Genomic DNA, 14068 nt, shown 5'->3' with positions numbered 1-14068 from the left:
CCCCGTGGCGCGCTACGACAGCCTGCTGGACGCCAGTGGCGGAACGCCCTTGGTCGGGCTGCCCCGGCTCGTGCCGGCGGTGCCCGCCGGGGCGCCGCCGGTGCGGCTCTGGGCGAAGCTGGAGGACCGTAACCCGACCGGCAGCGTCAAGGACCGGGCGGCGCTGTTCATGGTCCGCGCGGCCGAGGAGGCGGGCCGGCTCCGGCCGGGCGCCACGATCTTCGAGCCCACCAGTGGAAACACTGGTATTGCGTTGGCCATGGTGGCGAAGCTGCGCGGGTACCGGCTGGTCTGTGTGCTGCCGGAGAACGTCTCCACCGAACGGGTGCAGCTGCTGCGCATGTACGGCGCGGAGATCATCTTTTCGCCCGCGGCGGGCGGCTCGAATCAGGCCGTCGCCACCGCCAAGCAGATCGCCGCCGAGCACCCCGACTGGGTCCTGCTGTACCAGTACGGCAACGAGGCCAACGCGAATGCCCACTATCTGACCACCGGCCCGGAGCTGCTCCAGGACCTACCCACGATCACCCATTTCGTGGCCGGGCTCGGCACCACGGGCACGCTGATGGGCACCGGCCGGTACCTGCGCGAGAAGGTAGCGGGGGTCCAGGTCGTGGCCGCCGAGCCACGCTACGGCGAGGTGGTGTACGGGTTGCGCAACATCGACGAGGGGTACGTACCGGAGCTGTACGACGCCTCGGTGCTCACCCGGCGCTTCTCGGTCGGTACCCGAGACGCCGTGCTGCGGACCCGTCAGCTGGTCGAGGTGGAGGGGCTCTTCGCCGGGCTCTCCACCGGTGCGATCCTGCACGCGGCGCTGGCGGTGGCGCACGAGGCGGTCCAGGAGGGGCGCCGCGCCGACGTGGCCTTCGTGGTCGCCGACGCCGGCTGGAAGTACCTCTCGACCGGAGCGTACGACGGCACTCTCGCCGAGGCTGAACAGGCGCTGGAGGGGCAACTCTGGGCCTGACCCACCAACTGGGACGGTGTCACTTTCGTGACACCTTTCCGGGGATGATTCATGCGCTCGGGTAGCCGAGCGTAGGCTGCGCAGCGTGGCGTACACGGCGGTTGGAACAATGCTCCGCGGAGAGGCAACCGGTCCGGACACTACAGAATGCGACAGTGAGACGACCCAATGCGACTAACGGTGTTGGGTTGCGCCGGGAGCTTCCCCGGCCCGGACTCCCCCTGCTCGGCCTATCTGGTCGAGGCCGCGGGCTTCCGGCTCCTGGTCGACTTCGGCTCCGGGTCGCTGTCGACCCTCCAGCGTTACGTGGGGCTCCACGCTCCCGACGCCGTTCTCCTCACGCACCTGCATGGTGACCACTTCCTCGACGCCGCGCTCTACGTGGTGGTTCGCCGGTACGCCCCGGACGGCCCCTATCCGCCGCTGCCGGTGTACGGCCCGGCGGGCACACCGGAGCGGCTCGCCGCCCTGGACGGAGTGCAGGACCGCACCGTCGAGGACGTGTACCAGTTCTCTGCCCTGGCCCCGGGGACCTTCCCGATCGGCCCGCTGACCGTCACCGTCGACCGGGTCAACCACCCGATCGAGACGTACGGGGTCCGGCTGGAACACAACGGTCGGGTGCTCTGCTACTCCTCCGACACCGCCCCCTGTGATGCGCTACTCCAGCTGGCTCAGGGAGCCGACGTGTTTCTCTGCGAGGCGAGCTACCTCGACGGGGTGGACAACCCGCCGGATCTGCACCTGACCGGCGGGGAGGCCGGCGAAGTCGCCACCAAGGCCGGCGTCGGGCGGCTGCTGCTGACCCACCTCGTGGCGGCCTGGGGCAGCGAGGCGCACACCGTGGCGTCCGCCGGCGCTGCCTACGCCGGCCCGCTCGAAGTGGTCCGGCCCGGCGCGCGCTACGAGGTTTGACCGGCCCGGCGCGCGCTACGAGGTTTGACCGGCGCGGCGCGCGCTACGAGGTCTGACCGGCGCGGGCCGCCCGAGCTTCAGTGGGCCGAGCCGACCGGGACACCGCGGGGTGGCCCGCCCCTGCCACCACATAGGGTGCAGACATGGCGCGACCTGACGGGCGGCTGCCCGACCACCTCCGACCGGTGACCCTGACCCGCGGCTGGAGTACCCATCCCGAGGGCTCTGTGCTGGTGGAGTTCGGTGCCACCCGGGTGCTCTGCACCGCAAGCGTCACCGAGGGGGTGCCCCGCTGGCGCAAGGGTTCCGGGCTCGGCTGGGTCACCGCCGAGTACGCCATGGTGCCCCGTGCCACCAACACCCGCTCCGACCGGGAGAGCATCAAGGGGCGAGTCGGTGGGCGTACCCACGAAATCTCCCGGCTGATCGGTCGTAGCCTGCGCGCGTCGATCGACCTCAAGGCACTGGGCGAGAATTCCATCGTGCTCGACTGCGACGTGCTCCAGGCCGATGGCGGCACCCGTACCGCCGCGATCACCGGCGCGTACGTGGCACTGCATGATGCGGTGACCTGGCTCGCCACCCGCCGTTCCCTCGTCGGTCGGCCGGAGACGGTGATGCACCGCTCGGTGGCGGCCGTGAGCGTCGGCGTGGTCGCCGGTGAGCCGCGGCTGGATCTCAACTACGCCGAGGACGCGTCCGCCGAGGTCGACCTGAACGTGGTCTGCACCGGCACGGGTGACTTCGTTGAGGTGCAGGGCACCGGTGAGGCCGGCGTCTTCAGCCGCGGACAGCTCGACGCCCTGCTCGACCTGGCCGTCGCCGGCTGCGTGGAGTTGGCCGAAGCCCAGCGGAAGGCGCTCTCGTGAGGGCGGGTCCGCTGCTGGGTCCCGCGGTCGTGAACGAAGGTGTTTCAGCATGAACAAGGTCCTGCTCGCCACCCGGAACCGGAAGAAGCTCATCGAGCTGCAGCGCATCCTCGACGGCGCCCTGGGCGCGCACCGGGTCGCACTGGTCGGCCTCGACGATGTCGAGGCCTATCCGGAGCTGCCGGAGACCGGCCTGACATTCGGTGAGAACGCGCTGATCAAGGCCCGGGAGGGGTGCCGGCGCACCGGGCTGCCCACCATCGCCGACGACTCCGGCCTGGCGGTGGAGGCGCTCAACGGCATGCCCGGTGTCTTCAGTGCCCGCTGGGCGGGCCAGCACGGAGATGACCATGCCAACCTTCAGCTGGTGCTGAACCAGATCGCCGACGTGCCGGACGAGCATCGGGGGGCATCCTTCGTCTGCACGGTGGCCCTGGCGCTGCCCGGCGGTAAGGAGCACCTGGTCGACGGCCGGCAGGCGGGTCGCCTGTTGCGGGAGCCGCACGGCGACGGTGGCTTCGGCTACGACCCGATCTTTCGGGGCGATGGGCAGGACCGGACGAACGCCGAGCTGACGCCGGCGGAGAAGGACGCGATCAGCCACCGCGGCAAGGCGCTGCGCGAACTGGCGAAGCTGGTCGCCAAGGTGCTGCCGCCGGCCTGACCTGCCGTGCTCGGGCCACGGCTACCGAACTCGGCAGCCGTTGCCCGGCACAGTCGAGCAGGTGGGTCAGGCCAGCGTCCCGACCTCGCGTTCGATCGCCGCCCGAAGCTCCGGGCCGGAAACCACCGCACGGGCGGTCTCCAGCACCGGCGCGAGGAAGATGTCCGGGCCGGGCTCCCCGGCGGCCCCGGCCAACGCGGCGATGGCAGCCCGTCCGGCCGGCGACGGTTGTAGCGGCGCCCGGAGCTGAAGCCCGCGGACCGCGGCGAGGAGCTCGACCGCGAGCAGACTGGTCAGGTTGTCCAGGACGGTCCGCAGCTTCTTGGTCGCTGCCCAGCCCATCGACACGTGGTCTTCCTGCATGCCGCTGGTGGGCAGGGAGTCCACCGAGGCGGGGGCGGCGAGTCGGCGGTTCTCCGCGACGATGCCGGCCGCCGTGTACTGGGCGATCATCAGCCCGGAGTTGACTCCGGCGTCGGGGGAGAGGAACGCCGGCAGGTCCCGCGAGCGGGTCACGTCGAGCAGCCGGTCCACCCGCCGCTCGGCGATCGCGCCGACCTCGGCAGCGGCGACGGCGAGGAAGTCCGCGGCGAAACCGAGCGGCGCGCCGTGGAAGTTCCCGGTCGACTCGACCCGCCCGTCCGGCAGGACCACCGGGTTGTCCACCACCGAGACCAGTTCCCGGCCCGCCACCTGCCGGGCGAAGTCCAGGGTGTCCCGGGCCGCGCCGGCGACCTGCGGCGCGCACCGCATCGAGTACGCGTCCTGCACCGCGTGCACCACGTCGTCGCGGTGTGACTCCATCACCGCCGAGCCCTGGAGCAGGCGGTGAATGTTCGCCGCCGAAATGGCCTGACCGGGGTGCGGCCGAATGGTGTGCAGCTCGGGCTGGAACGGCCGGTCCGAGCCGAGCATCGCCTCGATGGCCAGGGCGGCCGTCACGTCGGCCAGGGTGAACAGGTGCGCGGCGTCGTGGTTGGCCATCAGCAGCATGCCGAGCATGCCGTCGGTGCCGTTGATCAGCGCCAGTCCTTCCTTGGCGGCCAGCTCGATCGGCGTGAGACCGGCCCGGCGCAGCGCCTCGCCGGCCGGAATCCGATCACCGGCGGCGCCCAGCACCCAGCCTTCGCCGAGTAGCGCCAGCGCGCAGTGCGCCAGCGGCGCCAGATCCCCGGAGGCCCCCAGCGACCCGTGCTCGGGCACCCACGGGGTGACATCGTGGTTGAGTAGGTCCACCAGTGCGGTGGCGACCAGCGGCCGGACCCCGGAGCGGCCGAACGCGAGGGAACGGACGCGCAGCAGCATCATCGCCCGCACCACCTCGCGGGGCATGGCGGTCCCCACCCCGGCGGCGTGTGAACGGATCAGCGCGTGCTGTAGCTCCGCCCGTCGCTGCGGGGCGACGAAGGTGTTGGCGAGGGCTCCGAAGCCGGTGCTCACGCCGTACACCGGCTGGCCGGCGGCCTCGATCCCGTCCACGACGGACCGGCTGGCGGCCATCGCGTCGATCGTCGCCGGGTCGAGAACGACTTTGGCGTTGCCGCGGGCTACGGCGAGCACGTCGGCGGGGGTGACCCCGGTTGGTTGAATGACTACGGTCGACATTGCGGTACTCCGTTGTGCAGGACCTGGCGGATCAGTGGGACCCCCGGCCGGTAGGCCAGGTGCAGGTGGGACGGGGCGTCGAGGATCATCAGGTCGGCCCGGGCGCCGGGCGCCAGCCGGCCCACGTCGCTGCGGCGCAGCGCCGCGGCGCCGCCGGCGGTCGCCGCCCAGACCGCCTCGGAAGGGCTCATCCGCATCTCCCGTACGGCCAGCGCGATGCAGAACGGCACCGACGAGGTGTACGACGACCCGGGGTTGCAGTCGGTGGCCAGCGCCACGGTCACGCCCGCGTCGAGCAGCCGCCGGGCGTCCGGGTAGGGCGAGCGGGTGGAGAACTCCGCCCCCGGCAACAGCGTGGCAACGGTCGTTCCGTCGGCCCCGACGAGCGCGTCGACGTCGGCGCCGGTGAGGTGGGTGCAGTGGTCAACGCTGGCGACCCCCAGCTCCACTCCGAGCTGGACCCCCGGGCCCGGACCAAGCTGGTTGGCGTGCAGCCGGGTGCCCAGCCCGGCGGCCTGCCCGCGGGTCAGGATCGCGCGGGTGTGGTCGGCGTCGAAGGCGCCCCGCTCACAGAAGACGTCCACCCAGCGGGCGTACGGCGCGGCGGCGGTGAGCATCGGGCCGCAGACCAGGTCGACGTAGTCGTCCGGCCGGTCGGCGTACTCGACGGGGACGAGGTGCGCCCCGAGGAAGGTGGTCTCCGAGCTCACCTCGGCGGCGATTCGCAGCGAGCGGGCCTCGTCGTCGACGGTGAGGCCGTACCCGCTCTTGATCTCGATGGTGGTGGTGCCTTGCCGCAGTGCCTCCGCGCGTAGCCGGCGGGCCGTGGCGCGTAGCTCGTCGTCGGTGGCGGCCCGGGTCGCGCCGACCGTGGTGCGGATACCGCCACCGGTGTACGGCTCGCCGGCCATCCGGGCGGCGAACTCGACCGCCCGGTCCCCGGCGAAGACCAGGTGGGCGTGGCTGTCCACGAAGCCGGGCAGCACGGCCGCTGACTCGGCGTCGATGCGTTGGTCGGCGGCGGGCGCCTCCCGGCTCGACCCGATCCAGGCCACCACGCCGTCCTCGACGAGCACGGCGGCGTCGCGGCGGATGCCCAGCGGCCCCTCCCCGGCGGCCGTGTTGGTGACCAGTTCTCCGATGTTCTCCAGCAGCAGGCTACTCATGGCGTTCCGGTCACCTCCGCGATCGACGTGGCCAGCTCGGTGGGGACGTCAACGGTGCAGTGCCGTCCGTCCTGCACCACCACCTGGCCATCCACCACCACCTGGTGGACATCCCCCGCGGTGGCGGCGAAGAACGCACCGGCTGCCGGTACCCCCGCGGTCCGCGGGCTGTCCAGCCGGAGGGTGACCAGGTCGGCCCGGCCGCCCACGGCCAGCCGGCCGGCGTCGCCCCAGCCGAGGGCGGCGTGCCCGGTGGAGGTGGCCGCGGTGACCAGCTCACCGACGGTGAAGTGACCGCGCTGCCGGGTACGCAGCCGCTCGTCCAGCTCCACCGCGCGCGCCTCCTCGAAGAGGTCCACCACCGCGTGACTGTCGCTGCCGAGACTCAGTGGGCTGCCGGCGTTGGCCATCCGGCGGGCCGGTCCGATCCCGTCGGCGAGGTCCCGCTCGGTGGTGGGGCAGAGGCAGACCCCGGTGCGGCTCTCCCCGAGCAGGACCACGTCCGAGCTGGTGGGGTGGGTGGCGTGCACGGCGGTGGTGTGCTGGTCGAGAACTCCCCGGTCGGCCAGCAGCCGGGTGGGGGTGCAGCCGTGTGCGGTCCGGCAGGCGTCGTTCTCGGCCGGCTGCTCGGAGAGGTGCAGGTGTAGCGGGACGCCCCGCTCCCGCGCCGCACCGGCCACCGTCGCCAGCTGGTCGGCGGGCACGGCGCGCACCGAGTGGATCGCCGTGCCCAGCCGCACGTGCGCGTCGGTGGGGCGCAACGCCGCCGCCCGCTCCGCCCAGCGCAGGGCGTCACCGTCGCCGAAGCGGCGCTGCGGCCCGGCCAGCGGGTCGCCGGCCACGGTGGCGGTCAGGTAGCAGGCGTCCAGCAGGGTCAGCCGGATCCCGGCTTGCGTCGCCGCCTCTATCAGGGCGGCCCCCATCGCGTTCGGGTCGTCGTACGGGGTGCCGTCCGGGCTGTGGTGCAGGTAGTGGAACTCGCCGACGCAGGTGATTCCGGCCAGCGCCATCTCCGCGTACGCGGCGCGGGCGAGCGCAAGATAGCTCTCCGGGTCCAGCCGGGCGGCCACCTCGTACATCCGGTCCCGCCAGGTCCAGAAGTCGCCGCGACCGCCGTGGGTGCGGCCACGCAACGCGCGGTGGAAGGCGTGCGAGTGCGCGTTGGCCAGCCCCGGCAGGGTCAGCCCGGGCAGGCGGACCGCGTCGGCGAGGACCTCGACCCCGGTGGTCGGCCGACCATCGGCGGCCAGCGGGGTGACCCCGGTGATCCGGCCGTCAGCGGTCTCGATCAGCACGTCCGGGGTCGGCTCGGGCTGCTCGGGTAGCCATGCGTACTCAGCGAGCCAGCGGGTCACGTCAGCTCCTCCAGCGTGGCGGCGAGGGCTCGCACCCCGGCCGCGCAGTCGTCGTCGTTCGCCGACTCCGCGGGGGAGTGTGACACCCCGGTGGGGTTGCGGACGAAGAGCATCGCGGTGGGCAGGTGCCCGGCCAACACGCCGGCGTCGTGCCCGGCCCCGGTCGGCAGCACCGGCGCGTCGAGCAGCCGGGCGAGCCGGTCGGCCAGCCCGCCGTCGAACGCGACGAGGGGCGTGGCCGACTCCTCGGTCAGCCGCAACCCGGTGCCGTCGCGTTGGGCCCGCTCGGCGGCCCGGTCGTGGACCGCCTCGACCAGCCCGGCGAGGGTCTCCGGCTCGGCCGCGCGGGCGTCCAGCCAGCCGGTCACCGCAGAGGGGATGGCGTTGGTGGCGTTCGGCTCCACCCGTACCCGGCCGACCGTGGCGTGCGCGCCGAGCCGCCGGGCCTCCTTGTTGGCGGCGAGCACCGTGAACGCGTACGTGAGCATCGGGTCGCGGCGGTCCATCATCCGGGTCGTACCCGCGTGGTTGCCCTCGCCGGTGAAGTCGAAACGCCACCGGCCGTGCGGCCAGATCGCGCTGGCGACGGCGACCGGCGCGGCCTGTTCGACCAGGGCCCGGCCCTGCTCGACGTGGAGCTCGACGAAGGCGGCGAAGCGGCCGAGTAGCTCCGGTCGGGCACCGGCCGGCGGGCCGCCCAGCGCCTCGGCGAAGCTCACCCCGGCCGGGTCGCGCAGCTCGGCCGCCCGCTCGGCCGGCAGCGCGCCGGAGAGCAGACGAGACCCCAGACACGGTACGCCGAACCGGGCCCCCTCCTCCTCCACGAAGGCCGCGACCGCGATTGGCCGGGTGGGGGTGGTGCCGGCGGCGCGGAGCTCGTCCACGGCGAGGAAGGCGCTGACGATGCCGAGCGGCCCGTCGTACGCCCCGCCGTGCGGTACCGAGTCGAAGTGGCTGCCGGTGAGCACCGCGTTCCCCGCCTCCGGGGCGCCCCACCAGGCGAAGAGGTTGCCGTTGCCGTCGTCGGTCACCGGCATGTCGCGCTGGTCGGCCTGGGCCCGGAACCACTCCCGCAGCCGCAGCTCCGGGTCGGTCAGCGCGTACCGCAGGTACCCGCCGCTACGATCGTCCCGGCCGATCGACGCGATCTCGTCCCAGAGCCGCCGGAACTTGCGCGGAAGGGAGCCTTCCACCACCGGATGGGTCAACACGGAGCTCTCCTTACGCCTTCGCCATCGGGATCTGCAGGCCGGTCCGCTCGGCGACCTGCCGGGCATCGTCGTAGCCGGCGTCAACGTGCCGTACGACGCCCATCGCCGGGTCGTTGGTGAGGACTCGTTCGATCTTCTGCCCGGCGAGGGCGCTGCCGTCGGCGACGCAGACCTGGCCGGCGTGGATGGAGCGGCCGATCCCGACCCCGCCACCGTGGTGGAGGGAGACCCAGGAGGCCCCGCTGGCGGTGTTTACCAGAGCGTTGAGCAGTGGCCAGTCGGCGATCGCGTCGGAGCCGTCGGCCATCGCCTCGGTCTCCCGGTACGGGCTGGCGACGCTACCGCAGTCCAGGTGATCCCGACCGATGACCACCGGCGCGGAGAGCTCTCCGGCGGCGACCATCTCGTTGAACCGTACCCCGGCCCGGTCCCGTTCGCCGTAGCCAAGCCAGCAGATCCGGGCCGGCAGCCCCTGGAACGCCACCCGGTCGCCGGCCATCCGGATCCAGCGGGCCAGCTGCTCGTTCTCCGGGAAGAGTTCGAGGATCGCCCGGTCGGTGGCGGCGATGTCGGCCGGGTCGCCGGAGAGCGCCGCCCACCGGAACGGGCCCTTGCCCTCGCAGAACAGCGGCCGGATGTAGGCGGGGACGAAGCCCGGGAAGTCGAAGGCGCGCGAGTAGCCGCCGAGCTGCGCCTCGCCGCGGATCGAGTTGCCGTAGTCGAAGACCTCGGCGCCCGCGTCGAGGAAGCCCACCATCGCCTCGACGTGTCGGGCCATCGACGCGCGGGCCCGGTCGGTGAACTCGGCCGGCTTGGCCGCCGCGTAGTCGCGGGCGTCGGCCAACTCCACCCCCTCCGGCAGGTACGACAGCGGGTCGTGGGCGCTGGTCTGGTCGGTGACCACGTCCACCGGGACGCCGCGGCGCAGCAGCTCGGGGAAGATGGTGGCCGCGTTGCCGACCACGCCGATGCTGCGCGCCCGCCGCTCGTCGCGGGCGGCGGTTGCCCGCTGCACCGCGTCGTCGAGTGAGTCGGCGACCTCGTCCAGGTAGCGCTCGCGTACCCGGCGTTCGAGGCGGGAGCGGTCGACGTCCACGATCAGGCAGGTGCCGCCGTTCATGGTCACGGCGAGCGGCTGGGCCCCGCCCATCCCACCGCAGCCGGCGGTCAGCGTCAGCGTGCCGGCCAGCGACCCGCCGAACCGCTTCGCGGCGACGGCCGCGAACGTCTCGTAGGTGCCCTGGAGGATGCCCTGGGTGCCGATGTAGATCCACGACCCGGCGGTCATCTGCCCGTACATGGTCAGGCCGAGCTGCTCCAGCCGGCGGAACTCCGGCCAGGTGGCCCAGTCGCCGACCAGGTTGGAGTTGGCCAGCAGCACCCGTGGCGCCCACTCGTGGGTCCGCATCACCGCGACCGGTCGGCCCGACTGCACCAGCATCGTCTCGTCGTCGCGCAGCTCGGTGAGGGTGTTCAACAGCGCGCGGTACGACGGCCAATCCCGCGCGGCCTTCCCGGTCCCGCCGTAGACGACCAGGTCTTCGGGGCGTTCGGCCACCTCCGGGTCGAGGTTGTTCATGAGCATCCGCCGTGCGGCTTCCTGGGGCCAGCCTCGGGCGGTGAGGGTGGTGCCGCGCGCGGCGCGGATCGGCTGGGTCATGAGGAACCTCCTAACCGAGGAACAACTGACGACGGGCGGCGGAGGCTTCGAACGCCTCCAACCGCCGTTGGGTTTGTACGGGTGCGGCGTCACAGATCGCCTGGAGTAGCACCATGGCCAGGGTCATCGGTGCGGTGTGTAGGTCGAACACGAGCTGTGCGCCGACGGCGGCGGGAAGCACCACGTCGGCGTACTCACCGGCCGGGCTGACCGGCGAGTCGGTGATGGCGATGACGGTCAGGCCCGCCGTCCGGGCCTCCCGCAGGGCGTCGAGGGCTTCCCGGGGGTAGCGGGGCAGCACGAGGGCGAGCAGGGCGGTCGCGCCGGCCTCGGCGGCCTGTTCGATCCGGTCGGTGAGCAGGCTGCCGCCGTCGTCGAGGACGCGCACGTCGGGGAGCACCTTGGCGGCGAAGTACGCGAAGTAGGCGGCCAGCGGCGCGGCGGCGCGGAGGCCGAGCACCGGCAGCGGGTGGCTGGCGGCGAGGAGCCGGCCGGCGGCGGCGACGCGGTCCCGATCGGCGAACTGGTCGGCGAGCCGGTCCAGGTTCTCGATTTCGGCGCGTACCGCCTGCTGGAGTTCGTTGTTCGAGTTCGGTCGTTCGCCGCGGGGTGCCGCGGTCAGCTCCCGGAGGCGGCGGCGCAGGGCGGGGTAGCCGTCGTGGCCGAGGGCCATCGCGAAGCGGGTCACCGAGGGTTGACTCACCCCGGCCAGCTCGGCGACCTCCGCCGCCGACAGGTACGCCACCGCCGGGCCCTGCTGGACGAGGCAGTGCGCGATCCGTCGCTGCGTCGGGGTGAGCCGAACCCCTCGGAACAGGTCCAGCACCCGGTCACCCGGGGGCACGACGGATCCTTCATTCACGTTTCGACCCTATGCATAGAAACTTTCATCGGCAACCGGACCGCTGCGGCCGGTGCCGGCGGGGTGCGAGTGGCAGGGTGGGTCGATGCGGCTGAGCGCTATTCACACCTACCCCGTCAAAGGGTGTCGGCGGCGGGACCACGATGCCGCCCCGGTGCTGCCCTGGGGCCTGGCCGACGACCGGCGCTGGATGCTCGTTGACGCGGCGGGCGTCGGCATCACCCAACGCGAGGCCAGCAGCCTCGTCGCGCTGCGCGCGGTGGCCCGAGCCGGCGGGCTCACCCTGCGTGCCGCCGGCCACCCCGACCTCGACGTCGCGGAGCCGGTGGACGGTGCCCCGATCGCCGTGCGCACCTTCCGCAGCCGCAAGCTGGATGTGTGGGCGCACGCTGCCGGTCCGGCCGCCGAGACCTGGGTCAGCCACTTCCTCAGCCGCCCGGCCCGCCTGGTGTGGCTGGCCCGGCCGGCCCGCCACATCCCCGCCGCCGACTGCGAGCATGACCCAGGTGACCAGGTCACCTTCGCCGACGAGGCGCCGATCCTGCTGGCCAGCACCGCCTCGCTCGACGCGCTCAACGGGTGGCTGGCCGAGGCCGGCGAGCCGCCGGTGCCGATGACCCGTTTCCGCCCGAACCTGGTGGTCACCGGAGCGCCGGCCTGGGCGGAGGACGACTGGGCCGGCCGCCCGGTACGCATCGGTGGTGTCACCTTCCGCGCCGCTGGCCCGGTGGGTCGCTGCGTGGTCACCACCACCGACCAGGAGACCGGGGTCCGGGGGAAGGAGCCGCTGGTTACCCTCGGCCGCTACCGCAACGTGCGGCAGAAACTCCTCTTTGGGCTGCACCTGGTGCCCGTCGAGACCGGCCGGCTCGCCGTCGGTGACGAGGTCGTGCCCGCCGACTGACCGCAGCGGGTCAGGCCGGGCCGCTGATCACCCGGGCCGCCGTCGCTCACCCCGAGGGCGTCGCGCGTCGCTCGGGCCGGTCCGCGCTCAGGTCGAGCCACATGTGGAGCTCGTCCCGATCATCTCCCGCCGCCACCCGAAGTGCGCCCGGCAACCGCCCCACCTCGCGGTAGCCGAGGCGCCGGTAGAAACGGTCCAGCCCCAACCCGTCCCGGACGGTGACCTGGAGCGCGGCGAGCCCCCACCGGCGGCCGATCCGCTCCGCCGCGCGCATCAGCTCCAGGCCGTAGCCCTCACCCTGACAGCCCGGGTGAACCATGACCCGGGTCAGGACCCGGTAGTGGGTCTTCAGGTGAAACCGGTTGTCGGTGAAAATCACCATCGCGACGAGCCGGTCGCCGGCGTAGCCGAGGAGCAGCCGGTCCGGGCCGTCGGCGATCGCCGCGAGGGTCGGGTCGGCGATGGTCCGCACCTCGGCGGCGGATACCGGCGCGACGAAGCCCACCGCGCCACCGGCGTTGGTGACGTCGACCCAGAGCGCGACGATCTCCGCGCGGAGCTCGGGCGTCAGGTCGGGGTCGAGCACGAACCGGAGGGCCACGCCGCTCATCCTGACCGGTCGGGTCGGGCCGCCGCCCGAGAAAGTGACGAGCCCGACGGGGCGAATCCGGTTAGGGTCCGCCCATGATCGAAGAGCTGCCACCGTTCGAGTTCGCCTTCCCCGGTCCGTTGCGGGACAAGCTGGTCGCCCTGGTGCTCGCGGGAACCAAGACCACCACGACCGGCCTGCGCCAGGACTACGAGATCGAAGGGGAAGCGCTGCCGGTCGCGGGTACCCGGGCGGCGGTGATCGATTCTGCTGGTCGCCGGGTGGCCGTGATCGAGCTGACCGAGGTGCGGGTCAGCCGGCTCGGCGACGTGGACCTGGACCACGCCCGGGATGAGGGCGAGGGGGACGACTCGGTCGCCGCCTGGCGAGCGGGGCACGAGAAGTACTGGCACGGGGCGGACTACCGAGGGTGGATCGGCGATCCGGACTTCACCGTGGACGACGACACGCTGGCCGTGCTGGAGCGATTTCGGCTGGTGCAAACCCTCTGAGTGGTGCGGGAGGGGGGACTCGAACCCCCACGTCCTCTCGGACACAGGCTCCTAAGACCTGCGCGGCTGCCAATTACGCCACTCCCGCTTGCGGGAAGAGTCTAGAGCCTCCGGTGGCGGGCCCGCGCCCCGCCCGGTGGTCAGCTCGGCGTGCCGGCGCCGACCAGCCAGGGACGTGGGGGCGCGGCCCGGCGGCCGTCGTCAGTCCAGGCCGAGATCGCGACGGAGTTTGGCAACGTGGCCGGTCGCCCGGACGTTGTAGAACGCCTGCTCAATGCGCCCGTCTGCGTCGATGACGAACGTCGAGCGGATGACCCCGGTGACCGTCCTGCCGTACGACTGCTTCTCGCCGTACGCCCCGTACGCGGCGAGCACCGCCCGGTCGGTGTCGGAGATGAGGGGGAACGTGATGGCGTCCCGCTCGCGGAATTTGGCCAGCTTCTCCGGCTTGTCCGGGGAGATGCCGACCACCTCGTAGCCGGCGGCCTGGAGCGAGGCGAGGGAGTCGCGGAAGTCGCAGGCCTGCTTGGTGCAGCCGGGGGTCATCGCGGCCGGGTAGGCGTAGAGCAGCACCTTGCGGCCGCGGAGGTCGGCCAGCGCGAGCTGGTCGCCGCTGTCGGTGGGGAGGGTGAAGTCGGGGGCGGTGTCGCCGGGGGAGAGGCGGGCAGGCGCGGTCATGGCTGCGACCCTACCGCCGCACCAGCTCCCGGTTCGCTTCGGTGACTCGGTGGCGTGGCGCTCGGCGCTCCGGCGAGGAGCGCGTCGGTCGGCGACCTCGTTCCCCCC

14 protein-coding genes and 1 tRNA gene are annotated in these 14068 nt (G+C 72.8%); 6 read left to right on the top strand and 9 right to left on the bottom strand.

The genetic code is table 11. From position 1 onward, the window contains the following. The first annotated feature begins 4 nt into the window (after nt 1–4). The 4 genes from B116_RS0101275 to rdgB all read left to right on the top strand — a co-directional run bounded on the left by B116_RS0101275 (nt 5) and on the right by rdgB (nt 3418). Nucleotides 5–970, top strand: coding sequence for a PLP-dependent cysteine synthase family protein (locus tag B116_RS0101275; RefSeq protein WP_018723169.1), 966 nt, complete (start codon nt 5–7; stop codon nt 968–970). 168 nt (nt 971–1138) lie between these two features. Further along, nucleotides 1139–1885, top strand: coding sequence for an MBL fold metallo-hydrolase (locus B116_RS0101270; RefSeq protein WP_027658974.1), 747 nt, complete (start codon nt 1139–1141; stop codon nt 1883–1885). 143 nt (nt 1886–2028) lie between these two features. After that, nucleotides 2029–2754 carry a ribonuclease PH gene (gene rph, locus B116_RS0101265; protein WP_018723167.1) on the top strand — a complete coding sequence of 242 codons (726 nt, stop codon included), beginning with the start codon at nt 2029–2031 and terminating at the stop codon, nt 2752–2754. A 49-nt stretch (nt 2755–2803) separates the two neighbouring features. Then, nucleotides 2804–3418, top strand: a complete 615-nt coding sequence (gene rdgB / locus B116_RS0101260; RefSeq protein ID WP_018723166.1) for an RdgB/HAM1 family non-canonical purine NTP pyrophosphatase — start codon at nt 2804–2806, stop codon at nt 3416–3418. Between the two features lie 66 nt (nt 3419–3484). On the opposite strand, the gene hutH is transcribed toward rdgB, so the two are convergent. The 6 genes from hutH to B116_RS0101230 are packed head-to-tail and all read right to left on the bottom strand — an operon-like array spanning nt 3485 to nt 11277. After that, nucleotides 3485–5023: a histidine ammonia-lyase gene (gene hutH, locus B116_RS0101255; protein WP_027658973.1), complete on the bottom strand. Its 1539-nt coding sequence runs from the start codon at nt 5021–5023 to the stop codon at nt 3485–3487. Further along, complete coding sequence (hutI, locus tag B116_RS0101250; RefSeq protein WP_027658972.1) at nt 5011–6189, bottom strand: imidazolonepropionase; 1179 nt, start codon at nt 6187–6189, stop codon at nt 5011–5013. Before hutI ends, hutH begins: the two co-directional genes overlap by 13 nt. Beyond that, the gene (locus tag B116_RS0101245) at nt 6186–7544 is read right to left on the bottom strand and encodes a formimidoylglutamate deiminase (RefSeq protein ID WP_027658971.1); all 1359 of its coding nucleotides are present in this window, start codon (nt 7542–7544) and stop codon (nt 6186–6188) included. The genes hutI and B116_RS0101245 overlap by 4 nt, the downstream gene beginning before the upstream one ends. Next, the gene (locus B116_RS0101240; protein ID WP_027658970.1) at nt 7541–8755 is read right to left on the bottom strand and encodes an allantoate amidohydrolase; all 1215 of its coding nucleotides are present in this window, start codon (nt 8753–8755) and stop codon (nt 7541–7543) included. The genes B116_RS0101245 and B116_RS0101240 overlap by 4 nt, the downstream gene beginning before the upstream one ends. Nucleotides 8756–8765: 10 nt before the next feature. Further along, nucleotides 8766–10415 carry a urocanate hydratase gene (hutU, locus tag B116_RS0101235; protein ID WP_027658969.1) on the bottom strand — a complete coding sequence of 550 codons (1650 nt, stop codon included), beginning with the start codon at nt 10413–10415 and terminating at the stop codon, nt 8766–8768. 10 nt (nt 10416–10425) lie between these two features. After that, nucleotides 10426–11277: a MurR/RpiR family transcriptional regulator gene (locus B116_RS0101230; protein ID WP_026321889.1), complete on the bottom strand. Its 852-nt coding sequence runs from the start codon at nt 11275–11277 to the stop codon at nt 10426–10428. Between the two features lie 85 nt (nt 11278–11362). Between B116_RS0101230 and B116_RS0101225 the strand changes: the two genes are divergently transcribed. Further along, nucleotides 11363–12181: an MOSC domain-containing protein gene (locus B116_RS0101225; protein WP_027658968.1), complete on the top strand. Its 819-nt coding sequence runs from the start codon at nt 11363–11365 to the stop codon at nt 12179–12181. Between the two features lie 46 nt (nt 12182–12227). On the opposite strand, the gene B116_RS0101220 is transcribed toward B116_RS0101225, so the two are convergent. After that, complete coding sequence (locus B116_RS0101220; protein ID WP_027658967.1) at nt 12228–12782, bottom strand: GNAT family N-acetyltransferase; 555 nt, start codon at nt 12780–12782, stop codon at nt 12228–12230. A gap of 83 nt (nt 12783–12865) precedes the next feature. Here B116_RS0101220 and B116_RS0101215 point away from each other — a divergent pair, with 83 nt between their 5' ends. Beyond that, a complete protein-coding gene (locus tag B116_RS0101215; RefSeq protein ID WP_018723157.1) occupies nt 12866–13282 on the top strand; it encodes an ASCH domain-containing protein in 417 nt (138 codons plus the stop codon). Between the two features lies 1 nt (nt 13283). Here B116_RS0101215 and B116_RS0101210 read toward each other — a convergent pair. Together B116_RS0101210 and bcp are read right to left on the bottom strand one after the other, a co-directional pair. After that, nucleotides 13284–13370 (bottom strand) — tRNA-Leu (locus B116_RS0101210). Between the two features lie 113 nt (nt 13371–13483). After that, nucleotides 13484–13960, bottom strand: coding sequence for a thioredoxin-dependent thiol peroxidase (bcp, locus tag B116_RS0101205; protein WP_027658966.1), 477 nt, complete (start codon nt 13958–13960; stop codon nt 13484–13486). Between the last annotated feature and the right edge of the window lie 108 nt (nt 13961–14068).

This window comes from Salinispora fenicalii, from assembly GCF_000514815.1.
Taxonomy (GTDB): domain Bacteria; phylum Actinomycetota; class Actinomycetes; order Mycobacteriales; family Micromonosporaceae; genus Micromonospora; species Micromonospora fenicalii.
This window is presented reverse-complemented; position numbering and strand designations above follow the sequence as displayed.